The sequence below is a fragment of the Hydrogenophaga palleronii NBRC 102513 genome, from assembly GCF_001571225.1.
GTDB lineage: Bacteria > Pseudomonadota > Gammaproteobacteria > Burkholderiales > Burkholderiaceae_C > Hydrogenophaga > Hydrogenophaga palleronii.
The window spans coordinates 526,383-544,875 of the sequence record NZ_BCTJ01000001.1; the positions used below are offsets into that span (position 1 = coordinate 526,383).

Genomic DNA, 18,493 nt, shown 5'->3' on the forward strand with positions numbered 1-18,493 from the left:
TCCGGCCTTGAACTTCGCCCACCGCACCACATCTGAACCAGCATGAACGACCGCACCACCCCATCCGCCCTCAATCCGCTGCTCGATTTCGGCGACCTGCCGTTGTTCGATGCCATCACGCCGGCCTCCGTGGGCCCTGCCATCGACACCCTGCTGGCCTCGGCCAGCAGCGCGCTGGAGACCGTGACGGCGGCCGACTTCCCCAACGACTGGGCGCGCATCTCGCTCACGCTCGATGTGCCGACCGAGCAACTGTCACGCGCCTGGGGCGCGGTGAGCCACCTCAACAGCGTGGCCGACACGCCCGATCTGCGCGCGGCCTACAACGAGGCCTTGCCCAAGGTCACCGAGTTCTGGACCCGCCTGGGTGCCGACGAACGCCTGTACGCCAAGTACAAGGCGATGGACCCGGCCACCCTCAACCCCGAGCAGGCACGCGCGCACCACAACGCCATGCGCGGCTTCGTGCTGGGTGGTGCAGCGCTGGAAGGCGAGGCCAAGGCGCGTTTTGCCTGGCTGCAGGAGCGGCAGGCCGAGCTGGGCCAGAAGTTCAGCGAGAACGCGCTGGATGCCACCGATGCCTTCACGCTGGTGGTGAATACCGAAGAGCTGGCCGGCGTGCCCGATGACGTGCTGCAGGCCACCGCCGCAGCGGCCAAGGCCGATGGCCAGACCGGCCACAAGCTGACGCTGAAGATGCCTTGTTACCTGCCGGTGATGCAGTTCGCCCACAGCAGCCCGCTGCGCGAGAAGCTCTACCGCGCCTATGCCACCCGCGCCAGCGACCAGGCCGGAGGCGATGCCACGAAGTTCGACAACACGGCCATCATGAGCGAGCTGCTGGCGCTGCGCCACGAAGAATCCCGCCTGCTCGGCTACCGCCACTACGCCGACGTGTCGCTGGTGCCCAAGATGGCCGAGTCGCCCGAACAGGTGGTGGGCTTCCTGCGCGACCTCGCCGGCAAGGCCCGGCCCTATGCCGAAAAAGACCTGGCCGACCTGCGCGCCTTCGCCGCCAGCGAACTGGGCCTGCAAGACCCGCAGCCCTGGGACTGGCCCTATATCGGCGAAAAGCTCAAGGAAGCGCGTTACGCCTTCAGCGAGCAGGAAGTCAAGCCCTACTTCACCGCACCTAAGGTGCTGGGCGGCCTGTTCCAGATCGTCGAAACCCTGTTCGAGGTTGCGATCCGTCCCGACCAGGCGCCGGTGTGGAACCCCGGCGTGCAGTTCTTCCGCATCGAACGTTCGGGCCCGCAAGGTGCCGAGTTGGTCGGCCAGTTTTACCTCGACCCCGCAGCCCGCACCGGCAAACGCGGCGGCGCCTGGATGGACGACGTGCGCGCCCGCTGGCTTCGCCCCGACACCGGCCGCCTGCAAACCCCGGTGGCGCATCTGGTGTGCAACTTCGCCGAAGGCGTGAACGGCAAACCGGCGCTGCTCACGCACGACGACGTCATCACCCTCTTCCATGAGTTCGGCCACGGACTGCACCACATGCTGACCCAGGTGAACGAGCGCGATGTCTCGGGCATCAGCGGCGTGGAGTGGGACGCGGTCGAACTGCCGAGCCAGTTCATGGAGAACTTCTGCTGGGAGTGGGACGTGCTCAAGCACATGACCGCCCACGTGGACACCGGCGAACCGCTGCCGCGCGCGCTGTTCGACAAGATGCTGGCGGCCAAGAATTACCAGAGCGGCCTGCAGACACTGCGCCAGGTGGAGTTCTCGCTGTTCGACATGCTGCTGCACAGCCAGGCCGAACCGGCCACCACGGGTGCCGCCATCCTGGCGCTGCAACAACAGGTGCGTGACGAGGTGGCGGTGCTGCAGCCGCCGGCCTACAGCCGCTCAACGAACACCTTCAGCCACATCTTTGCCGGTGGTTATTCGGCGGGCTACTACAGCTACAAGTGGGCCGAGGTGCTGTCGGCCGACGCCTATGCCGCGTTCGAAGAAGCGGCGCTGCAAAATGGCCACAGCACGCTGGACGTGGCCACCGGGCGCCGCTATCGTCAGGCGATCCTCGAGGCTGGCGGCAGCCGCCCCGCGATGGAGTCGTTCAAGGCCTTCCGCGGCCGCGAACCGAGCATCGACGCCCTGTTGCGCCACCAGGGCATGGCTTGATCGATTGGATTTTTGTCCCGTGGCCTGCCGATAGGAACTGTCATGCGCCTCATGCCCCCCGCCTCCAGACTGTTGGCCCTGACCTTGTTGAGCGGCCTGCTGGCCGGCTCTGCGCTGGCGCAAGGCATGTACCGCAGCGTCGGCCCCGACGGCACGGTCAGCTACTCCGACAAACCGCCGGCCACCGCCGCCACGCCCGTCAAACCGGTGGGCAATGCGGGTGCCCGGACGGCGGCCGGTGGCCAGTTGCCGTTCGAGTTGCGCCAGGTGGCCAGCCGTTTCCCCGTCACGCTGTACACCAGCAGCGACTGCGCGCCATGCAACAGCGGGCGCAACCTGCTCAACGCGCGCGGCATCCCGTACACCGAGAAAACCGTGAACACGGTGCAGGACGGCGAGGCCCTCAAACGCCTGAGCGGCGAGGCCTCCCTGCCCTTCCTGACCATCGGCAGCCAGCAGATCAAGGGCTATTCCGACGGTGAGTGGTCGCAGTTCCTGGACGCCGCGGGTTATCCCAAACAATCGGCCTTGCCGTCCAGCTACCGCGGCCCAGAGGCCAGCCCGCTGGTGGCCGCACGCCCGGCAACCCCGGCCGCGCCTGCAACGACGCCCCGCCCCGGGGCCGCAGCGCCAGCAGGCCCGGCCGAGGTGCCGGTGAACCCACCGCCGCAGAACCCGGCCGGCATCCGTTTCTGAGGCAAGCGGCCCGGGCGGCTGCAGAGCCGCCGCAGCGCGCAGTGGCTACTCAGAACGTGAGCGTCTTCACACCTTCGGACGTGCCCAGCAGGCACACGGCGGCCTTCTGGTGCGCGAACACGCCCACCGTCACCACACCCGGCCACTGGTTGATGCTGGACTCAAACGCCAGCGGGTCGGTGATCTGCAAACCGGTCACGTCGATGATGTGCTGGCCGTTGTCGGTCACCAGCGGTGCACCATCTTTCAGGCGCACTTGAGCCGTGCCGCCCAGCGCCGCAAACTGGCGCACGATGCGCGCAGTGGCCATGGGGATCACCTCCACCGGCAGCGGGAAAGCGCCCAGGGTCTTGACCAGCTTGGAGTCGTCTGCGATGCAGACGAAGCGGCGCGATTGCGCGGCCACGATCTTCTCGCGCGTGAGCGCGGCACCGCCGCCCTTGACCATGTGACCCGCGGCGTCGATCTCGTCGGCGCCATCGATGTACACCGAGAGCTCGCCCACGGCCTGGGCCTCGAACACCGGAATGCCAAGCGCCTTCAGGCGCAGCGTGGAAGCCTCCGAGCTCGACACCGCGCCGGGAATCTGGTCCTTCATGCTGGCCAGTGCATCGATGAATTTGTTGACGGTCGAACCGGTGCCGACCCCCACGATATCGCCTGGGGTCACATACTGCAGGGCGGCCTGGCCCACCAGGGCTTTGAGTTCGTCTTGGGTCATTTGAGACAATCGGTAAAAACAACAGGCCCGATTATCCAATGTCGCTTCTCCCCTACGCCGTCGCCCGCCCCTTCCTGTTCGGGATGGACCCCGAGGCCGCGCACGAACTCACCCTGAATTCGATCGCGCGCCTGCAGCACTCGCCGCTGACCTGCCTGTACAGCGAACCGCGCGTGCACGATCCCTATACCCTGGCAGGCCTGCAGTTCCCCAACCGCGTCGGCCTGGCGGCCGGACTCGACAAGAACGCCCGCTGCATCGACGGCCTGGCGGCCATGGGTTTCGGTTTTGTCGAAGTCGGCACCGTGACGCCCAAGGCCCAGGCCGGCAACCCGAAACCGCGCATGTTCCGGCTGCCGAAGGCGAACGCGCTGATCAACCGACTGGGCTTCAACAACGAAGGCCTGGACGCTTTCCTGAGCAACGTGCAGAAGGCGCGCTTTCGCCGCCAAAGCGGCGCCAGCCCCATGCTGCTGGGCCTGAACATCGGCAAGAACGCCAGCACGCCGATCGAACGCGCCACCGACGATTACCTGACCTGCCTCGACGGCGTTTACCCGCACGCCGACTACGTCACCGTCAACATCTCCAGCCCCAACACGCAGAACCTGCGCAGCCTGCAGACCGACTCCGCGCTGGACGCCCTGCTCGGCGCCGTGGCGGAACGCCGCGAGCAACTGGCCCAGCGCCACGGCCAGCGCCTGCCGGTGTTCGTCAAGATCGCACCGGACCTGGACGACACCCAGGTCGAGGTGATCGCCACCACCCTGATGCGCTACGGCGCCGACAGCGAAGGCCGTGCCACCAACGCGTTTGGCGTCATCGCCACCAACACCACGCTCAGCCGCGAAGCGGTGGCGGGCTTGCCGCACGCGCAGGAAACCGGCGGCCTGTCGGGTGCGCCCGTGCTGCAAGCCAGCAACCGCGTGATCCGGCAACTTCGGGCATGTCTGGGCAAGAGCTTTCCCATCGTCGGCGTGGGCGGTGTGCTCAGCGCGGAAGACGCGGTAAGCAAGATCCAGTCGGGTGCGAACGTGGTGCAGATCTACACCGGCCTGATCTACAAGGGCCCGGCCCTGGTCTGGGAATCGGCCCGTGCCCTGCAGGCGCTGACGAAGACCTGATCTGGGCCGATCAGGCCAACGCGGCCACGTGATCGGCGATTGCCAGGCAACTGGTGAGGCCTGGCGACTCGATGCCGAACAGGTTCACCAGCCCCGGCACACCGTGCAAGGCCGGCCCCTGGATCACGAAATCGGCAGCGGGCTCGTGCGGGCCATTGATCTTGGGCCGCATGCCGGCATAACCCGGCATCAAAGCGCCATCCGGCAGCCCGGGCCAGTAACGCCGCACCTCGGCGTAAAACGCGTCACCACGTGCCGGGTCCACCTGCAGGTCGTCGGCGCGCTCCACCCACTGCACGTCGGGGCCGAACTTGGCCTGTCCGCCGAGGTCGATGGTCAGGTGCACGCCCAGGCCTGCCAGGTGCTTGTCGGGTTCCGGCGCGGGATAGATCAGGCGGCTGAAAGGCGAACGGCCGGCCAGCGTGAAATAGCTGCCCTTGGCAAACCAGGCCTGCGGCACATGGCGGGCGTCCAGCCCCTGCACCCGCGCCGCCAATACACAAGCACCGTGGCCTGCTGCGTTGATCAGTGTGCGTGCCAGCAAACGCGTGCCGTCTGCGGTGTGCACTTCCAACCCGTCGGGCGTCGCGTTGATCCGCTCCACCACGGCATGGCAGATCACCATGCCGCCGGCGTTCTCGAGCTCGCCCTGCAACGAGAGCATCAGACCGTGACTGTCCACGATGCCGGTTGACGGTGAATACACCGAACCCAGACACTCCAGGCCAGGCTCCAACTGAAGCGCCTGCTGCCGATCCAGCAGTTGAAGATCGTGCACGCCGTTGGCACGTGCCTTGTCCAGAATGGCGGGCAGCGCCGCCAGCTGGCTCTGTGTGTTGGCGACGATGAGCTTGCCGCAACGCCGGTGCGCCACGCCGCGCTCCGCGCAATAGGCGTACAGCATGTCGCGCCCCGCCACGCAGAGACGGGCCTTGAGCGAACCCGTGGGGTAGTAGATGCCGACATGCACCACCTCGCTGTTGCGTGAGCTCGTCGCGGTGCCGATCGCTGCTTCCTGCTCCAGCACCATCACCTCGCGGCCCGCCAGCCCGAGCGCCCGCGCCACCGCGAGCCCGACCACGCCGGCACCGACCACCACCGCATCAACCTGTTCAACGGCCGCGTTCAAGATGCACTCACTGCCGTCGCGCTGCCCGTCATGTCAACCCGCGCAAATGGATCACTCATTCCATCGTCCGGCCGTCGCCGATCATGTACGAACCACCCGAGAGGCCACGGTTGATGATGAGCTTGGTCCACACCGGAGGCAGATTTTCCACCCACCCATTGATCCAGTCTGCGTGGATGGAGTAACCGCCCTGCCCGCCCACGTAGTTGTCGCTGGACAAACGCCAGTTGGAGGTGTCGCGCCCCGGCGGAATCGGGAAGTGCATCACGTACGAAATCACCGGCAGCGGCACCGGGTGCGAGGCCGGGCAGCCGTTGCGTGCATAGGCCATATGGCTTTTCTGATCGGGCGAGGTGAGATTCACACCGTCCCAACACTGGGGAAAAGAGATCTGCATGTCCAGGCGACCAGTCGTACAGCCTGCGGGGATGGCGGTTTCTCGCTTGTCGCCACAGCTAAAGTCGTGAAAACTGAACCATTTGTCCTTCGTCGACTTCTTCATGTCGCCCGCAATGATGCGCAGACCCGCCGGGATCGGCTTCACATCCTCGTTGCGCACGCCGTGGTAGCCAGCCTTGTAGTACACGTCGGCGTACTCGAGATCGATCACCGTGCCGTCGCTGGTGTCGATGATCGCCGGCACCCAATAGGTTGATCGGTTCGCAATGCCCCCTCCGCATGTGCCGTTGCCGGTCTCACGAATGCTCTGCGGGGTGCTGTTGGCATCACTGGCGGTATTGCCGAAATACATGTGCAGATGAGCGCGCCCAACCTGGGCGGGGTAAAGCAGGCTGTCGTCCCGGTTGAAGTGGGATCGTTTGCACATGGTGCGAAAAGCGCCTGTGCCGTCTTCGTCGCGATACGGCTGCGCATTGCCGTCTCGCACACGGTATTCGCCAGATCCCACCGCTGGCACCGGAATGGACGCAGGGTTGTAGCGCGGCATATTGCCTTCGTGCCGACCGCCCTGATGGGGGTCTGTCGCCGTGGGGGCCGGCGGGTTCACCGAAGTGACGCCTGCGATGGCCGCGGTCGCCGTCCAGCAAAGTGCAATAAGTGCGCGCTTCATGAGTCCTCCAATCCGTTCAACCGAAGAATGCCTCAATTATTCCTTGCGATGTGAATCGTGAAGACCGTTGGGCGTGACCGGCGCAAAGAGCGCCAGTGTGCATGAGCGGGATCCCTGCACGCAGATGATCAAGCACATGCCGGCCGCAGGATGCAGCACACAAAGAAAAACGGGTTGGAGCTTTTGGCTCCAACCCGTTGATCTGTTTTGAAAAATGGTCGGCGTGGCGGGATTCGAACTCGCGACCCCTTGCACCCCATGCAAGTGCGCTACCAGGCTGCGCTACACGCCGACAAGCCTCAAATTATAGCGTCCAATTGGGCCACTTCAGGGTTGATACCGAAGAAGCTCGCGAATTTCGAGCAACTCGCGGCGCACGTCGCGCAGCACGCTACTCGCTCCGGTGAGCGCCGCGGTCTCGGCTTCGACGAAAGGAATCACGACTTCGGCCTGGATCACCTCGTCCAGCTCAATGACTTCGATCGCTTCATCGTCGTCTTCGGTACGGCGCTTGTCGCGCTCGGCTTGAACGATTTCCTGCAGCTTGTTGCGGGCACCGCTGATGGTGAAGCCCTGGTCGTACAGCAGATCGCGGATGCGGCGGATCATCAGCACCTCGTGGTGCTGGTAGTAGCGCCGATTGCCACGGCGCTTCATGGGTCTGAGCTGTGTGAACTCCTGCTCCCAGTAGCGCAGCACGTGGGGCTTGACGCCACACAGCTCGCCAACTTCACCGATGGTGAAGTAGCGCTTGGCAGGGATGGGCGGGAGCGTTTTTTCCATGAAAATCAAGGCGGTACGGACCAAACCTTGAAATCTACTCTAACTCAGGGCAGCGCGCTCGGAGATTGATCAATTCTCTGGGAAGTGTTGCAGCCAGCCGCCAGATGCGCGCATTCCGGCACACCCGGTGAGCAATATTTACCACCGCTTCTGCAGCGATGGAACACCACCGAAACCGCGCTCAGCCGCCAATGATGGCAGTCTGCACCTGCTCTTTGAGCTTGGGGCTGGCGTGAAAGGTGACCACGCGGCGCGCTTCAATGGCCACCGGCTCACCGGTGCGCGGGTTGCGGCCGGGGCGTGGTGCCTTGGTGCGAATCTGGAAATTGCCGAAGCCCGAGACCTTGACGTCCGTGCCTTCCACGAGGCTGTCGGTGATCAGATCGAAGAACGCGTCGATCATGTCTTTGGACTCGCGCTTGTTCAAACCGATCTGGTCGAACAGCAATTCGGCCAGCTGCGCCTTCGTCAGCGCCGGCGTTTCCAGACTTTCAACAGCGAGTTCCATTCAGGCTTTCTCCATCCTCTTTTCATCAGGCACGCAGCCGTCCGGCCACGCGTTGCTGCAAGGCTTCGACCGCGGCCTTCACCGTCGCATCGATATCCTCTTCGGTCAGTGTAGCGTCGTCGCGGTTGAGCACGAGGCGCACAGCCAGACTTTTTTCGTCGGCGGCCAGAGCACCGGCAGGCAACGTGTCGGCGGCTTGCGCCTTCTTCGGGCGGTACACATCGAACAGCACCACGTCGCGCAACCAGGGATTGGCCGGTGCACGGATCGCCTCCACCACCGCTGCATGGGTCACCGATTCCTTGACCACGATGGCAAGGTCACGCTCGACCGCCTGGTGGCGGCTGACGGTCTGGTAGGCCGGCACCGTGCGGTCGAGCACGGCGTCGAGCTCCAGCTCGAACAGCACTGGCGCCTGGGCCAGGTCGTGGCTCTGCCGCCAGCGGGGATGCAACTCGCCCACATGACCGATGCAACGCCCGTTCAACCACACCGCTGCGCAACGTCCTGGGTGCATTGCCGGGTGTTCCGCCACCTTGAACTCCGGCCGATGTGGCGCCAGCAGCGCCTGCACGTCGCCCTTGAGGTCAAAGAAATCGACTGATCGCTCGCTCTCACCCCACTGCAGGGTGTTCACCGAACCGTAGGCCAGACCGGCCACTCGCATCGGCTGGTGGAACCCGGCCACGGTGGTATCGCTGTCTTGCACGGCCGCGTCCTTGAAGAACACACGGCCCACCTCGAACAGGCGCACGCGCTCGGCGCGCCGGTCCAGGTTGAACTTCAGCACAGCCACCAGGCTGCCCAGCAAGGACGAGCGCATCACGCTCATCTGGCTGGCAATCGGGTTGAGCAGGCGGATCGGGTCGGCATTGCCGGCAAGCTCATGCTCCCAGCGCTCTTCCACAAAACTGAAATTGATCGTTTCCTGGTATCCCAGGCGCGCCAGATCGCGCCGCACCGCGAACGGCCCACGGCGCGCTTCGGTGCGGATCTTGGCGGTGATGGGCGCCAGCGGCGGCGTGTCCGGCAAGTGGTCATAGCCAATCAGGCGCGCGACTTCCTCGATCAGGTCCTCTTCGATCTGCAGGTCAAAGCGGTATGCCGGCGGCGCCACCGTGAGCACACCGTCAGCCTCCGTCACATCCAAGCCCAGGCGGCGCAGGGCACCCGCGCACTGCGCCTGCGTGAGCGGCATGCCGATGACCTTGATGGCCCGCGCCACGCGCAGGCTGACCGGCTTGGCCATCGGCAGGTTGACGACCTGGTCGTCCAGCTCGGCCACCTGGCCACCACACACCTCCAGCACCAGTTGCGTGATGCGCTCCACGTGTTCGCGCGTGGTCGACGGGTCGACACCGCGCTCGAAACGGTGGCCGGCGTCGGTGGAGAAATTGAAACGGCGCGAGCGGCCGGCGATGGCCTTGGGCCACCAGAAGGCCGCTTCGATGTAGATGTTCTGCGTGTCGTCCGACACCGCGGTGGCGTCGCCACCCATGATGCCAGCCAGCGACTCGACGTTCTGGTCGTCGGCGATCACGCCCACTTGCGCGTCCACTTCGATGGTGTTGCCGTTCAGCAGCTTGAGCGTCTCGCCCGCGCGGCCCCAGCGCACCTGCAGACCGCCGTGGATCTTGTCGAGGTCAAAGATATGGGACGGACGACCCAGCTCGAACATCACGTAGTTGGAGATGTCCACCAGGGGCGACACGCTGCGTTGGCCACAACGCGCGAGCCGCTCGACCATCCAGGCAGGGGTAGTGGCGCGCGTGTTGACGCCGCGCACGATGCGGCCGGTGAAACGACCACACAGGTCGCTGGCCTGCACCTGCACCGGCAGGCGATCCCTGAGCGTCGCTGCCACGGCCGGGAACGACGGCTCGATCAGCGGGGCACCGGTGAGCGCCGAAAGCTCACGCGCAATGCCGTACACGCTCAGGCAGTGCGCCAGATTGGGCGTGAGCTTGAGCGTGAACAACATGTCGTCCAGCGCCAGCTGCTCGCGGATGTCGCGCCCCACCGGCGCGTCCTCGGGCAACTCAAGCAGGCCACCATGGTCTTCAGACAGTTTGAGTTCGCGCGCCGAGCACAACATGCCCTGGCTCTCCACGCCGCGCAGCTTGCCAAGCTTGATGAGGAAAGGCTTGCCGTCTTCGCCCGGAGGCAACTCGGCCCCCACCAGAGCGCAAGGCACCTTGATGCCCACGCGGGCATTGGGCGCGCCGCACACGATGTTGAGCGGCGTGCCCTGCCCGACATCCACCTGGCAAATGCGCAGGCGGTCGGCGTTCGGGTGCTGCTCGGCCGCGACGATGGCGCCCACCACGATCTTGGTGAACGGCGGTGCCACGGGCTCCAGCTCTTCCACCTCGAGCCCGGCCATGGTCAAGGTATCGGCCAGTTGCTGGCTGGTCAGGGGTGGGTTGCAGAAGGCGCGCAGCCAGGATTCGGGAAATTGCATGTCGTGGCCTCAGCGGAACTGGGCGAGAAAACGGACGTCACCGTCGAAGAACAGACGCAGGTCATTGACCCCGTAACGCAGCATGGTCAGCCGGTCCGGCCCCATGCCGAACGCGAAGCCGATGTAGCGCTCGGGGTCCAGCCCCATGTTGCGCACCACGTTCGGGTGCACCTGACCGGAGCCCGCCACCTCCAGCCAGCGGCCGGCCAACGGGCCCTGCTGGAACTGAATGTCGATTTCGGCGCTCGGTTCGGTGAACGGAAAGAAGCTGGGGCGGAAGCGCAGCACCAAGTCGTCAGACTCGAAGAAGGTGCGGCAGAAATCGTTGAAGACGTGCTTGAGGTCTTTGAAGCTGACGTTCTCGCCCACCCACAGGCCCTCGCACTGGTGGAACATGGGCGAGTGCGTGGCATCGCTGTCCACCCGGTAGGTGCGGCCGGGGGCGATGACACGAATTTCGGGCATGGAGCGGCCAGCATCCAGATCGGCACGGTGGCGCTTGACATGCTGCACTGCATGCCGTATCTGCATCGGGCTGGTGTGCGTGCGCAGCAGGTTGGGCGCCTTGTCACTGCCTCCTTCCACATAGAAGGTGTCATGCATCGAACGCGCGGGATGGTCTTCGGGCGTGTTGAGCGCGGTGAAGTTGAACCAGTCGGACTCGATCTCGGGACCGTCGGCGACCTCAAAGCCCATGGAGCCGAAGATCGCTTCGATGCGCTCCAACGTCAGGCTCACCGGGTGCAGGCCACCTTGACCACGTTGGCGGCCGGGCAGGCTCACATCGAGCGCCTCGGCTTTGAGCTGGGCCTGCAACTCGGCGTCGGCCAGGGCCTGGCGCCGCTCCGTCAGTGCCGCCTCGATGGCTTGCTTGGCCTGGTTGATGGCCGCACCGCGGGATTTCTTCTCGTCCACCGACAGGGCGCCCAGGCCCTTCATCAGTTCGGTGATGCGCCCCGATTTGCCGAGGTACTGCGCCTTGGCATTCTCCAGATCGGCCGGCGTGGCGGCTTGCGCAAAGCCTGCGCGGGCGCCGTCGACCAGTGCGTCCAACTCATTCATGTGTGTGCTTGACTCGATGGGAAACAAAAAAGGGGCTGAAGCCAGCGGGGGAACCCCTCAAGCCTCAACCCCTTTGAGCGACCGGGGGCGCGCCACCGTGAAGCGGCGGCGCGCGTCCCTGCCGTGAATCAAGCGGCCAGCTTGGCTTTGACTTGCTCCACGATGCTGCCAAAGGCAGCCGGGTCGTTCACGGCCAGATCGGCCAAGACCTTGCGGTCGATTTCGATCGAAGCCTTCTTCAGACCGTTGGCGAACTGGCTGTACGTCAGGCCGCATGCGCGAGCACCGGCGTTGATACGGGCAATCCACAACTGACGGAAGACGCGCTTCTTGGTACGGCGGTCACGGTAGGCATATTGCCCTGCCTTCATCACCGCCTGTTTGGCGATGCGGAAGACGTTACCGCGGCGGCCGCGGAAACCTTTGGCCAGAGCCAGAACTTTTTTGTGTCGGGCGCGAGCCGTTACACCACGTTTGACGCGAGGCATGTGTGTTCTCCTTGTTCGTCGTTGATCAAATGCCCTGGCCGGGCAGCATCTGTGCCATGTGACCCATGTTGGTCTCATGCACGGTGACTGCTCCACGCAGGTGGCGCTTGTTCTTGGTGGTCTTCTTGGTCAAGATGTGACGCTTGAAGGCTTGACCGCGCTTGACGGTGCCACCGGGACGAACGCGAAAACGCTTTTTCGCGCTGCTCTTGGTCTTCATTTTGGGCATCTTCATGCTCCTTTTGATTTGTGCTCGTGAGGCGCCGCGAACCTTCCGCGGACTTGTTGGCCCCGAGCCACTTTTATGGACAGCCTTTCGGCTCTCCGATTCGGCGTCCGGCTTTTCAGCCAGCGCCTCGAACCGGCAGGAGACTACCCCGCCCGTTCAATCCTGTTTCTGTTGCCAGCCGCCCTCAGGCTGCTGGCTGGCTCGCCGCCGGTGCTGCTGCCTCAGCGGGCTTCGCAGCACCACCAGGCTTCTTGCGGCCGGGCGCGATCATCATGATCATCTGGCGCCCTTCGAGCTTGGGGAACTGCTCCACCACGATCGAATCGGCCAACTCATCGCGAATGCGGTTCAACAAGGCCAGCCCCAGATCCTGGTGGGTGATTTCACGGCCGCGGAACCGCAGCGTGATCTTGCACTTGTCACCATCGTCCAGAAAGCGCCGGATGTTGCGCATCTTGATGTTGTAGTCGCCGTCGTCCGTACCGGGCCGGAACTTGATTTCCTTGATCTCGATGACCGTCTGCTTGGCCTTGGCTTCCGCCGCCTTCTTCTGCTCCTGGTACTTGAACTTGCCGTAGTCCATCAGGCGACATACAGGAGGGACCGCGGTGGCCGCGATTTCGACCAAGTCCACATCCAGCTCACCGGCCATTCGCAGCGCCTCTTGCAGACTGACGATGCCCAATGGCTCGTTTTCAGGTCCATTGAGGCGGACCTCGGGGGCCATGATTTCCCGGTTCAGTCTGTGCGCGCGCTCTTCACGTTGGCGGCGGTCGCGAAAGTTGGTAGCTATGGTGAGTTCCTTTGTGTGGGCTGATCAAGCGGAATGGCGGCCAACCGGCCGCCACCATGCACACGAGGGCGTCACGGCAGCGGGAGCCTCAACCGAAATGTTTGAAATCAAACCCTGGATGAAACGTCTGCCGCAATCAGTTTGGAAAAGGCTTCCAGCGGCATGACACCGAGGTCTTTATTCCCTCGAGCCCGCACAGCCACAGCGCCAGCTTCTTTCTCTTTGTCGCCCACGACAAGGATAAAAGGCAGCTTTTGCAACGCGTGCTCCCGTATTTTATACGTAATTTTTTCGTTGCGCAGATCAGTTATGACCCTAAGCCCTTGATTCTGCAGAGAATTCGCTATTTCACGACAGCGATCGGCCTGGGCATCGGTGATATTGAGCACCGCAACCTGCACCGGAGACAGCCAGGTCGGGAGCGCGCCGGCGTGCTGCTCGATCAGAATGCCGATGAAACGCTCCAGGCTTCCGACGATGGCCCGGTGCAACATGATCGGTCGGTGGCGCGCGCCATCCTCGCCCACAAACTCCGCATCCAGCCGCTCCGGCATGTTCGGATCGACCTGGATCGTGCCGCATTGCCAGGGGCGGCCCAGCGCATCCTTCAAGGTGTATTCGATCTTGGGACCATAGAAGGCGCCCTCGCCCGGCAGGTACTCGAATTCGCAACCCGAAGCGCGCAGTCCCTCGGCCAGCGCTTGCTCGGCGCGGTCCCAGCCTTCTTCCGAGCCGATGCGCTTTTCCGGCCGCGTGGACAGCTTGTAGATGATGTTCTCGAAACCAAAGTCTTTGTAGACCTTCTGCAGCAGGGTCGTGAAAGCCACCACTTCGGACTGGATCTGGTCCTCAGTACAGAAGATGTGGCCGTCGTCCTGCGTGAAGGCGCGCACGCGCATGATGCCGTGCAGACCGCCCGACGGTTCGTTGCGGTGGCACTGGCCGAACTCCCCGAAACGCAGCGGCAGGTCGCGGTAGCTCTTGATGCCCTGATTGAAAATCAGGATGTGGCCCGGGCAGTTCATCGGCTTGAGCGCGTAATCACGCTTTTCCGATTCGGTGACGAACATGTTCTCGCGGTATTTGTCCCAGTGGCCGGTCTTCTCCCACAGGCCCTTGTCGAGGATCTGCGGACCCTTGACCTCCTGATAGCCGTTGTCCCGGTACACGCGTCGCATGTACTGCTCCACTTCCTGCCACACCGTCCAGCCCTTGGGATGCCAGAACACGGTGCCGGGCGAGTGCTCGTCGATGTGGAACAGATCGAGCTCGCGGCCGAGCTTGCGGTGGTCGCGCTTCTCCGCCTCCTCCAGCATGGTGAGGTATTGCTGCAGCTCGTCCTTGGTGGCCCATGCCGTGCCGTAAATGCGCTGCAGCATCTCGTTGCGATGGTCGCCACGCCAATAGGCGCCGGCCACCTTCATCAGCTTGAAGTGTTTGAGCTTGCCCGTGCTGGGCACGTGCGGGCCGCGGCAGAGGTCTTCGAACGCGCCTTCCCGGTACAACGACACGTCCTCGTTGCTCGGAATGCTGGCAATGATCTCGGCCTTGTAATGCTCGCCCAGGCTTTTGAAATACGCCACAGCTTCATCGCGGGGCAGCACACGGCGCACCACTGGCTCGTCTTTTGCGGCCAGGGCGGTCATGCGCTTTTCAATTGCCGCCAGGTCTTCCGGGGTGAAGGGGCGCTTGTACGAGAAGTCGTAGAAGAAGCCGTGCTCGATCACCGGCCCGATGGTCACCTGTGCATCAGGGAACAACTCTTTCACCGCATAGGCCAGCAAGTGGGCGGTCGAGTGGCGGATCACCTCCAGGCCGTCGGCGTCCTTGGCGGTGACGATCGACAACGGGCTGTCCTGCGTGATCAGGAAACTGGTGTCGACCACCTTGTCGCCGATCTTGCCGGCCAATGCGGCCTTGGCCAGGCCACTGCCGATGGAGGCAGCCACCTCGCCAACCGTCACCGGGCCGGGGTATTCACGTTGGGAACCGTCGGGGAGCGTGATGTGCAACATGTGGGGATCCAGAAAACAAAAAAGCGCGGCAAGGGCCGCGCTGGTGTGGGTCAAGAAAGTATCAATCGGGCAGGCGCGAACTGCAGGCCTCAGCGGGCCGTGGAAGTGAACTCCATAGTTCGCGGTGTCATAACCAGACTGCCTTTCTCGCTCTTGTGATTTCAGTAGAGGCGCGATTTTCCCACAAAAACAGCCGCCTCGAAGAATGGCCCCGCCCGGCAGGACTGGTCAGCGCTTTCACGCTGGACGAGCCAACGTGCGCATCCACCATAGAAGCGCACCACCCACCGCGCCTGAGCTGCCACGTGCAAGAAGGGTGGCGTTCGAATGATGGACTTGGCACGAGCGGCAAAGGGCGCTGGACGTCGAAGAACAGCACTTGAGCAGTACTGCGCGCAGTTCCACCGAAACCCGATGAGGCGCACTCCTGACTCTCGCCCGCAGCACCTGCGGCCAGATTCCGGGTGACCAAACAGCAGTATCTCGGTCTACCATCACGAAACACCGACTCGATGCACAGGAGGCCAGATGAATCGGACCGAGCAGCTACTCGCGGATATCGACTACCTTGAAAAGATCGGTATGACAGTCGATCAACTTCGGTCACTGCATCATTGGTCCGTTCGTCCTGAAGCAAGCAAACGAGTGACGTTCAGCAGCGTACGAGACTACTTTTCTCCTGGCCAAGAGATGAAGTCAAACAATGCCGCATTCGCGGACCGGCTTCATCTGGTTGCAGACCTGCATCAACGTGGAATCGCGGGTCTCGTTGAGTCTGCAATTCAAAGGCATCTCCTCTAACGGACCGCCACGCGGACGATATGCTGCTCAAAACCCGCCCCTGCCCCGCATGCAACGCCGACCACGGGCACACCCGTTGGGCTGTTGCCAATAGCTCCTACATGAAGGGGCTGAGGTGTCAGCATTGCAAGGAAGTCTTCTACCAAGCCGGCCTGGGCATGTGGTTCTGGTCGCTCCTTGTACTACCGACCACACCTTTCTTCTTCATCCACTGGGGCGTTGGCCTGCTGGCGATGGCCGTGGAAGTCGGGCTTGTCATGCTCTACATCAATCGCAGAAAGCCTCTGATGACCGCGCATCGCCGGTATGAGTGAGGGGCACTGGCTACAGGACTGGATCGGACTTCCTTCGCCTTGATTGAACTGGCGAAGAACAGTCCGAGCATGCAGTTGGTGCTTGAGCATCTGCGGCACGCGGGACGCCACAACATCAGTCCTCATGAAGGACGTCGATCAGTGCATGCCTACAAGGTGCCGGCGAATACCCGGCCATGATTTTTACAAGCCGGAGATTTCATGGACCGACGAGAACTGATTTTGGGCGCTCTTGCCAGCGGCCTCTACACGTCGCCTGCAACGGCGAACTCCGACAAATGGGGAAAAGCAGCTGGCTACCCGTCAGGGATGCGTTCGGGCTTGAACCGAGCACCCGAAACGCGGGTTGGCAATTACTCCGGTGGCTATGAAAACCTGTTGCCACACAACAAGATTGCCAATGGCGACGGTGTGTTCACGCTGGCTCGTCAACCAGCCGACTTGTCGTATCGATGGGGCTTGTTCAGGAAGACCCCCGACGAGTACATGAGGTCTTGGCCAATCACCGGCCTGCTCATTGCCAGAGACAAGCAGATTCTCCTGGAGTCGTACGGATTTGAACGCAACGAATCCATGCGATTCACCAGTTGGTCGATGGCCAAAAGTGTGACGTCACTGCTTCTTGGCGTTGCACTCGACCAAAAGCTCATAGGCTCCTACGATGACCACGCCAGCAAGTACGTCCCCGAGCTGGAAGGAACCTTGCATGGCAGTGTGACCTTGCGAAATCTGAGCAACATGTCCAGCGGAGCCGACGTGCTGCATGAAAGAGACAACCACACCATCTATCCAAGAGCCTTGCTTGGCCCGCATGCGAGTATTCGAGAGACCGTAAAAAGCTGGAATGCTCGCCGCGAAGAGCAAGGTCGAACATTCAACTACAACGAGCTGAGCCCACTGACGCTGGGCATGGTTCTGAGACAGGTAAGCGGGAAATCACTTGCCCAATACTGCGAAGACGTTCTCTGGAAGCCTCTCGGCGCAGAGGCCGCCGCCACCTGGATGACCGACCCCGAGAAGAACGAGTTCAATTGCATCGGCATCGGCGCCATCTTGAGAGATTGGGCGCGGCTCGGTTTTCTGATGGCCGATTCTGGCGTTGCCAACGGCACACAAATCGTCAGTCAGAGCTGGATACGGGAATGTTGCAGTTGGGGCCCACAGGACAAGCACACCAGGTTCGGCTACGCGGGCCCGAACTTCGGCTACAAGGCCCACATGTGGCATGCCAACAGGGAAGGTACACGACCCTTCTTCAACGGACACCACGGACAGCGCGTCATCGTCGACATACCAACGAAAACCGTGCTCGTTCAAACTGCCGTTGACCATGATGGGTCCTGGCAACCTGAACTGTTTGCCCTGTTCGATGCTGTGACACGGATGTAGACATCGTGCTGATGCTCAGCCCGGCCAAACCTCTTTGGCATAGAGAACCGTGACTAGGCTAGAGCCAGCGACGCACGCGGGAAACATAGGAGTCGAAAGCGCTACCAAATCGCGCACGCAAGGCGCTCTCCTCGGGCTTGATTTGAAACTCGTTGAGATAGACGACGAAGAGCGGCAGCACGACGAAGGCGGTCAATTTGCCGAGGTACAGCGCAAGCGCGAGCAGCACCATTAGAAAGCCCAGGTACATGGGGTTTCGGGTCACGCGGTAGATGCCACCGACGACCAATGAGGACGCCGCATCGGGCGTGCGTGGATCCACCGTCGTGCGGGATTGTCGAAAGGCGCCCACGCCCGCGAAGCAGATGGCCAGGCCGGTGGCCAGAACGACGGCGCAGAGAATCCCATGCCAGGCCCCACTCCTAGGAAACTCCACCCAGCCAGGCAGGCCGTACATCAATGCGGCGGCGAGCGCCGTCAGCGCCAATGGCGGAACTTTCAGGGCCAGTACCCTGGTGGCTTGGGAACGGGTGGAATCGTTTTTGGTCATCATGGCCACGATGCTAAAGCCTGTAGTCCGTACAGGCTCAAGCCATCTTTTAAAGAATTTGACCGCCACATCTTCCACCCCTCACATCACGCGGTCCACAACGAAAAAGCCACCCCGAAGGGTGGCCCTGTCTCCTCTACCTGATGACAGCAAAACTCAGTGGAACTGTTCTTCCGCGGTCGAACCCGTCAGTGCCTTCACGCTGGAAGAACCGCCCTGCATCACCGTGGTCATGTT

Annotated in this window: 17 protein-coding genes and 1 tRNA gene; 5 read left to right on the top strand and 13 right to left on the bottom strand. The window is 63.0% G+C overall.

Annotation, left to right across the window (positions count from 1 at the left end):
- The first annotated feature begins 42 nt into the window (after positions 1-42).
- Together HPA01S_RS02395 and HPA01S_RS02400 are read left to right on the top strand one after the other, a co-directional pair.
- Complete coding sequence (locus HPA01S_RS02395) at positions 43-2,124, top strand: M3 family metallopeptidase (protein ID WP_066266087.1); 2,082 nt, start codon at positions 43-45, stop codon at positions 2,122-2,124.
- A 42-nt stretch (positions 2,125-2,166) separates the two neighbouring features.
- Complete coding sequence (locus tag HPA01S_RS02400; protein WP_066266090.1) at positions 2,167-2,820, top strand: DUF4124 domain-containing protein; 654 nt, start codon at positions 2,167-2,169, stop codon at positions 2,818-2,820.
- A 49-nt stretch (positions 2,821-2,869) separates the two neighbouring features.
- Here the strand turns inward: HPA01S_RS02400 and rpiA are convergent, their stop codons facing one another.
- The gene (gene rpiA / locus HPA01S_RS02405) at positions 2,870-3,541 is read right to left on the bottom strand and encodes a ribose-5-phosphate isomerase RpiA (RefSeq protein ID WP_066266096.1); all 672 of its coding nucleotides are present in this window, start codon (positions 3,539-3,541) and stop codon (positions 2,870-2,872) included.
- A gap of 38 nt (positions 3,542-3,579) precedes the next feature.
- On the opposite strand from rpiA, the gene HPA01S_RS02410 reads away from it, so the two are divergent.
- A complete protein-coding gene (locus tag HPA01S_RS02410; RefSeq protein ID WP_066266097.1) occupies positions 3,580-4,665 on the top strand; it encodes a quinone-dependent dihydroorotate dehydrogenase in 1,086 nt (361 codons plus the stop codon).
- A gap of 10 nt (positions 4,666-4,675) precedes the next feature.
- On the opposite strand, the gene HPA01S_RS02415 is transcribed toward HPA01S_RS02410, so the two are convergent.
- The 11 genes from HPA01S_RS02415 to thrS form a co-directional block, all read right to left on the bottom strand.
- Positions 4,676-5,794, bottom strand: coding sequence for an NAD(P)/FAD-dependent oxidoreductase (locus HPA01S_RS02415; protein WP_066266099.1), 1,119 nt, complete (start codon positions 5,792-5,794; stop codon positions 4,676-4,678).
- Between the two features lie 55 nt (positions 5,795-5,849).
- Positions 5,850-6,863 carry a DUF1996 domain-containing protein gene (locus tag HPA01S_RS22510; RefSeq protein WP_084360394.1) on the bottom strand — a complete coding sequence of 338 codons (1,014 nt, stop codon included), beginning with the start codon at positions 6,861-6,863 and terminating at the stop codon, positions 5,850-5,852.
- A 215-nt stretch (positions 6,864-7,078) separates the two neighbouring features.
- Positions 7,079-7,155 (bottom strand) — tRNA-Pro (locus tag HPA01S_RS02425).
- A 35-nt stretch (positions 7,156-7,190) separates the two neighbouring features.
- A complete protein-coding gene (locus tag HPA01S_RS02430; RefSeq protein WP_066266106.1) occupies positions 7,191-7,646 on the bottom strand; it encodes a MerR family transcriptional regulator in 456 nt (151 codons plus the stop codon).
- Positions 7,647-7,827: 181 nt separating this feature from the next.
- Positions 7,828-8,154 carry an integration host factor subunit alpha gene (locus HPA01S_RS02435; protein WP_066266108.1) on the bottom strand — a complete coding sequence of 109 codons (327 nt, stop codon included), beginning with the start codon at positions 8,152-8,154 and terminating at the stop codon, positions 7,828-7,830.
- A gap of 25 nt (positions 8,155-8,179) precedes the next feature.
- Positions 8,180-10,615: a phenylalanine--tRNA ligase subunit beta gene (pheT, locus tag HPA01S_RS02440; protein WP_066266111.1), complete on the bottom strand. Its 2,436-nt coding sequence runs from the start codon at positions 10,613-10,615 to the stop codon at positions 8,180-8,182.
- A 9-nt stretch (positions 10,616-10,624) separates the two neighbouring features.
- On the bottom strand, positions 10,625-11,677 hold the full coding sequence (gene pheS, locus HPA01S_RS02445; protein ID WP_066266113.1) for a phenylalanine--tRNA ligase subunit alpha: 1,053 nt from the start codon (positions 11,675-11,677) through the stop codon (positions 10,625-10,627).
- A 128-nt stretch (positions 11,678-11,805) separates the two neighbouring features.
- Entirely contained in the window at positions 11,806-12,165 is a 360-nt protein-coding gene (gene rplT / locus HPA01S_RS02450; RefSeq protein WP_056274988.1) for a 50S ribosomal protein L20, read from the bottom strand.
- Positions 12,166-12,190: 25 nt separating this feature from the next.
- Positions 12,191-12,394 (bottom strand): 50S ribosomal protein L35, encoded by a 204-nt coding sequence (rpmI, locus tag HPA01S_RS02455; protein ID WP_066266229.1) that lies wholly within the window; start codon positions 12,392-12,394, stop codon positions 12,191-12,193.
- Between the two features lie 184 nt (positions 12,395-12,578).
- Complete coding sequence (gene infC / locus HPA01S_RS02460; protein WP_084360395.1) at positions 12,579-13,187, bottom strand: translation initiation factor IF-3; 609 nt, start codon at positions 13,185-13,187, stop codon at positions 12,579-12,581.
- 107 nt (positions 13,188-13,294) lie between these two features.
- Complete coding sequence (gene thrS / locus HPA01S_RS02465) at positions 13,295-15,202, bottom strand: threonine--tRNA ligase (protein WP_066266119.1); 1,908 nt, start codon at positions 15,200-15,202, stop codon at positions 13,295-13,297.
- An 821-nt stretch (positions 15,203-16,023) separates the two neighbouring features.
- On the opposite strand from thrS, the gene HPA01S_RS02470 reads away from it, so the two are divergent.
- Together HPA01S_RS02470 and HPA01S_RS02475 are read left to right on the top strand one after the other, a co-directional pair.
- Positions 16,024-16,317 carry a hypothetical protein gene (locus HPA01S_RS02470; protein ID WP_066266120.1) on the top strand — a complete coding sequence of 98 codons (294 nt, stop codon included), beginning with the start codon at positions 16,024-16,026 and terminating at the stop codon, positions 16,315-16,317.
- Positions 16,318-16,518: 201 nt separating this feature from the next.
- Entirely contained in the window at positions 16,519-17,706 is a 1,188-nt protein-coding gene (locus HPA01S_RS02475) for a serine hydrolase domain-containing protein (RefSeq protein WP_084360396.1), read from the top strand.
- Positions 17,707-17,764: 58 nt separating this feature from the next.
- Here the strand turns inward: HPA01S_RS02475 and HPA01S_RS02480 are convergent, their stop codons facing one another.
- A complete protein-coding gene (locus HPA01S_RS02480) occupies positions 17,765-18,259 on the bottom strand; it encodes a methyltransferase family protein (protein ID WP_245638547.1) in 495 nt (164 codons plus the stop codon).
- Between the last annotated feature and the right edge of the window lie 234 nt (positions 18,260-18,493).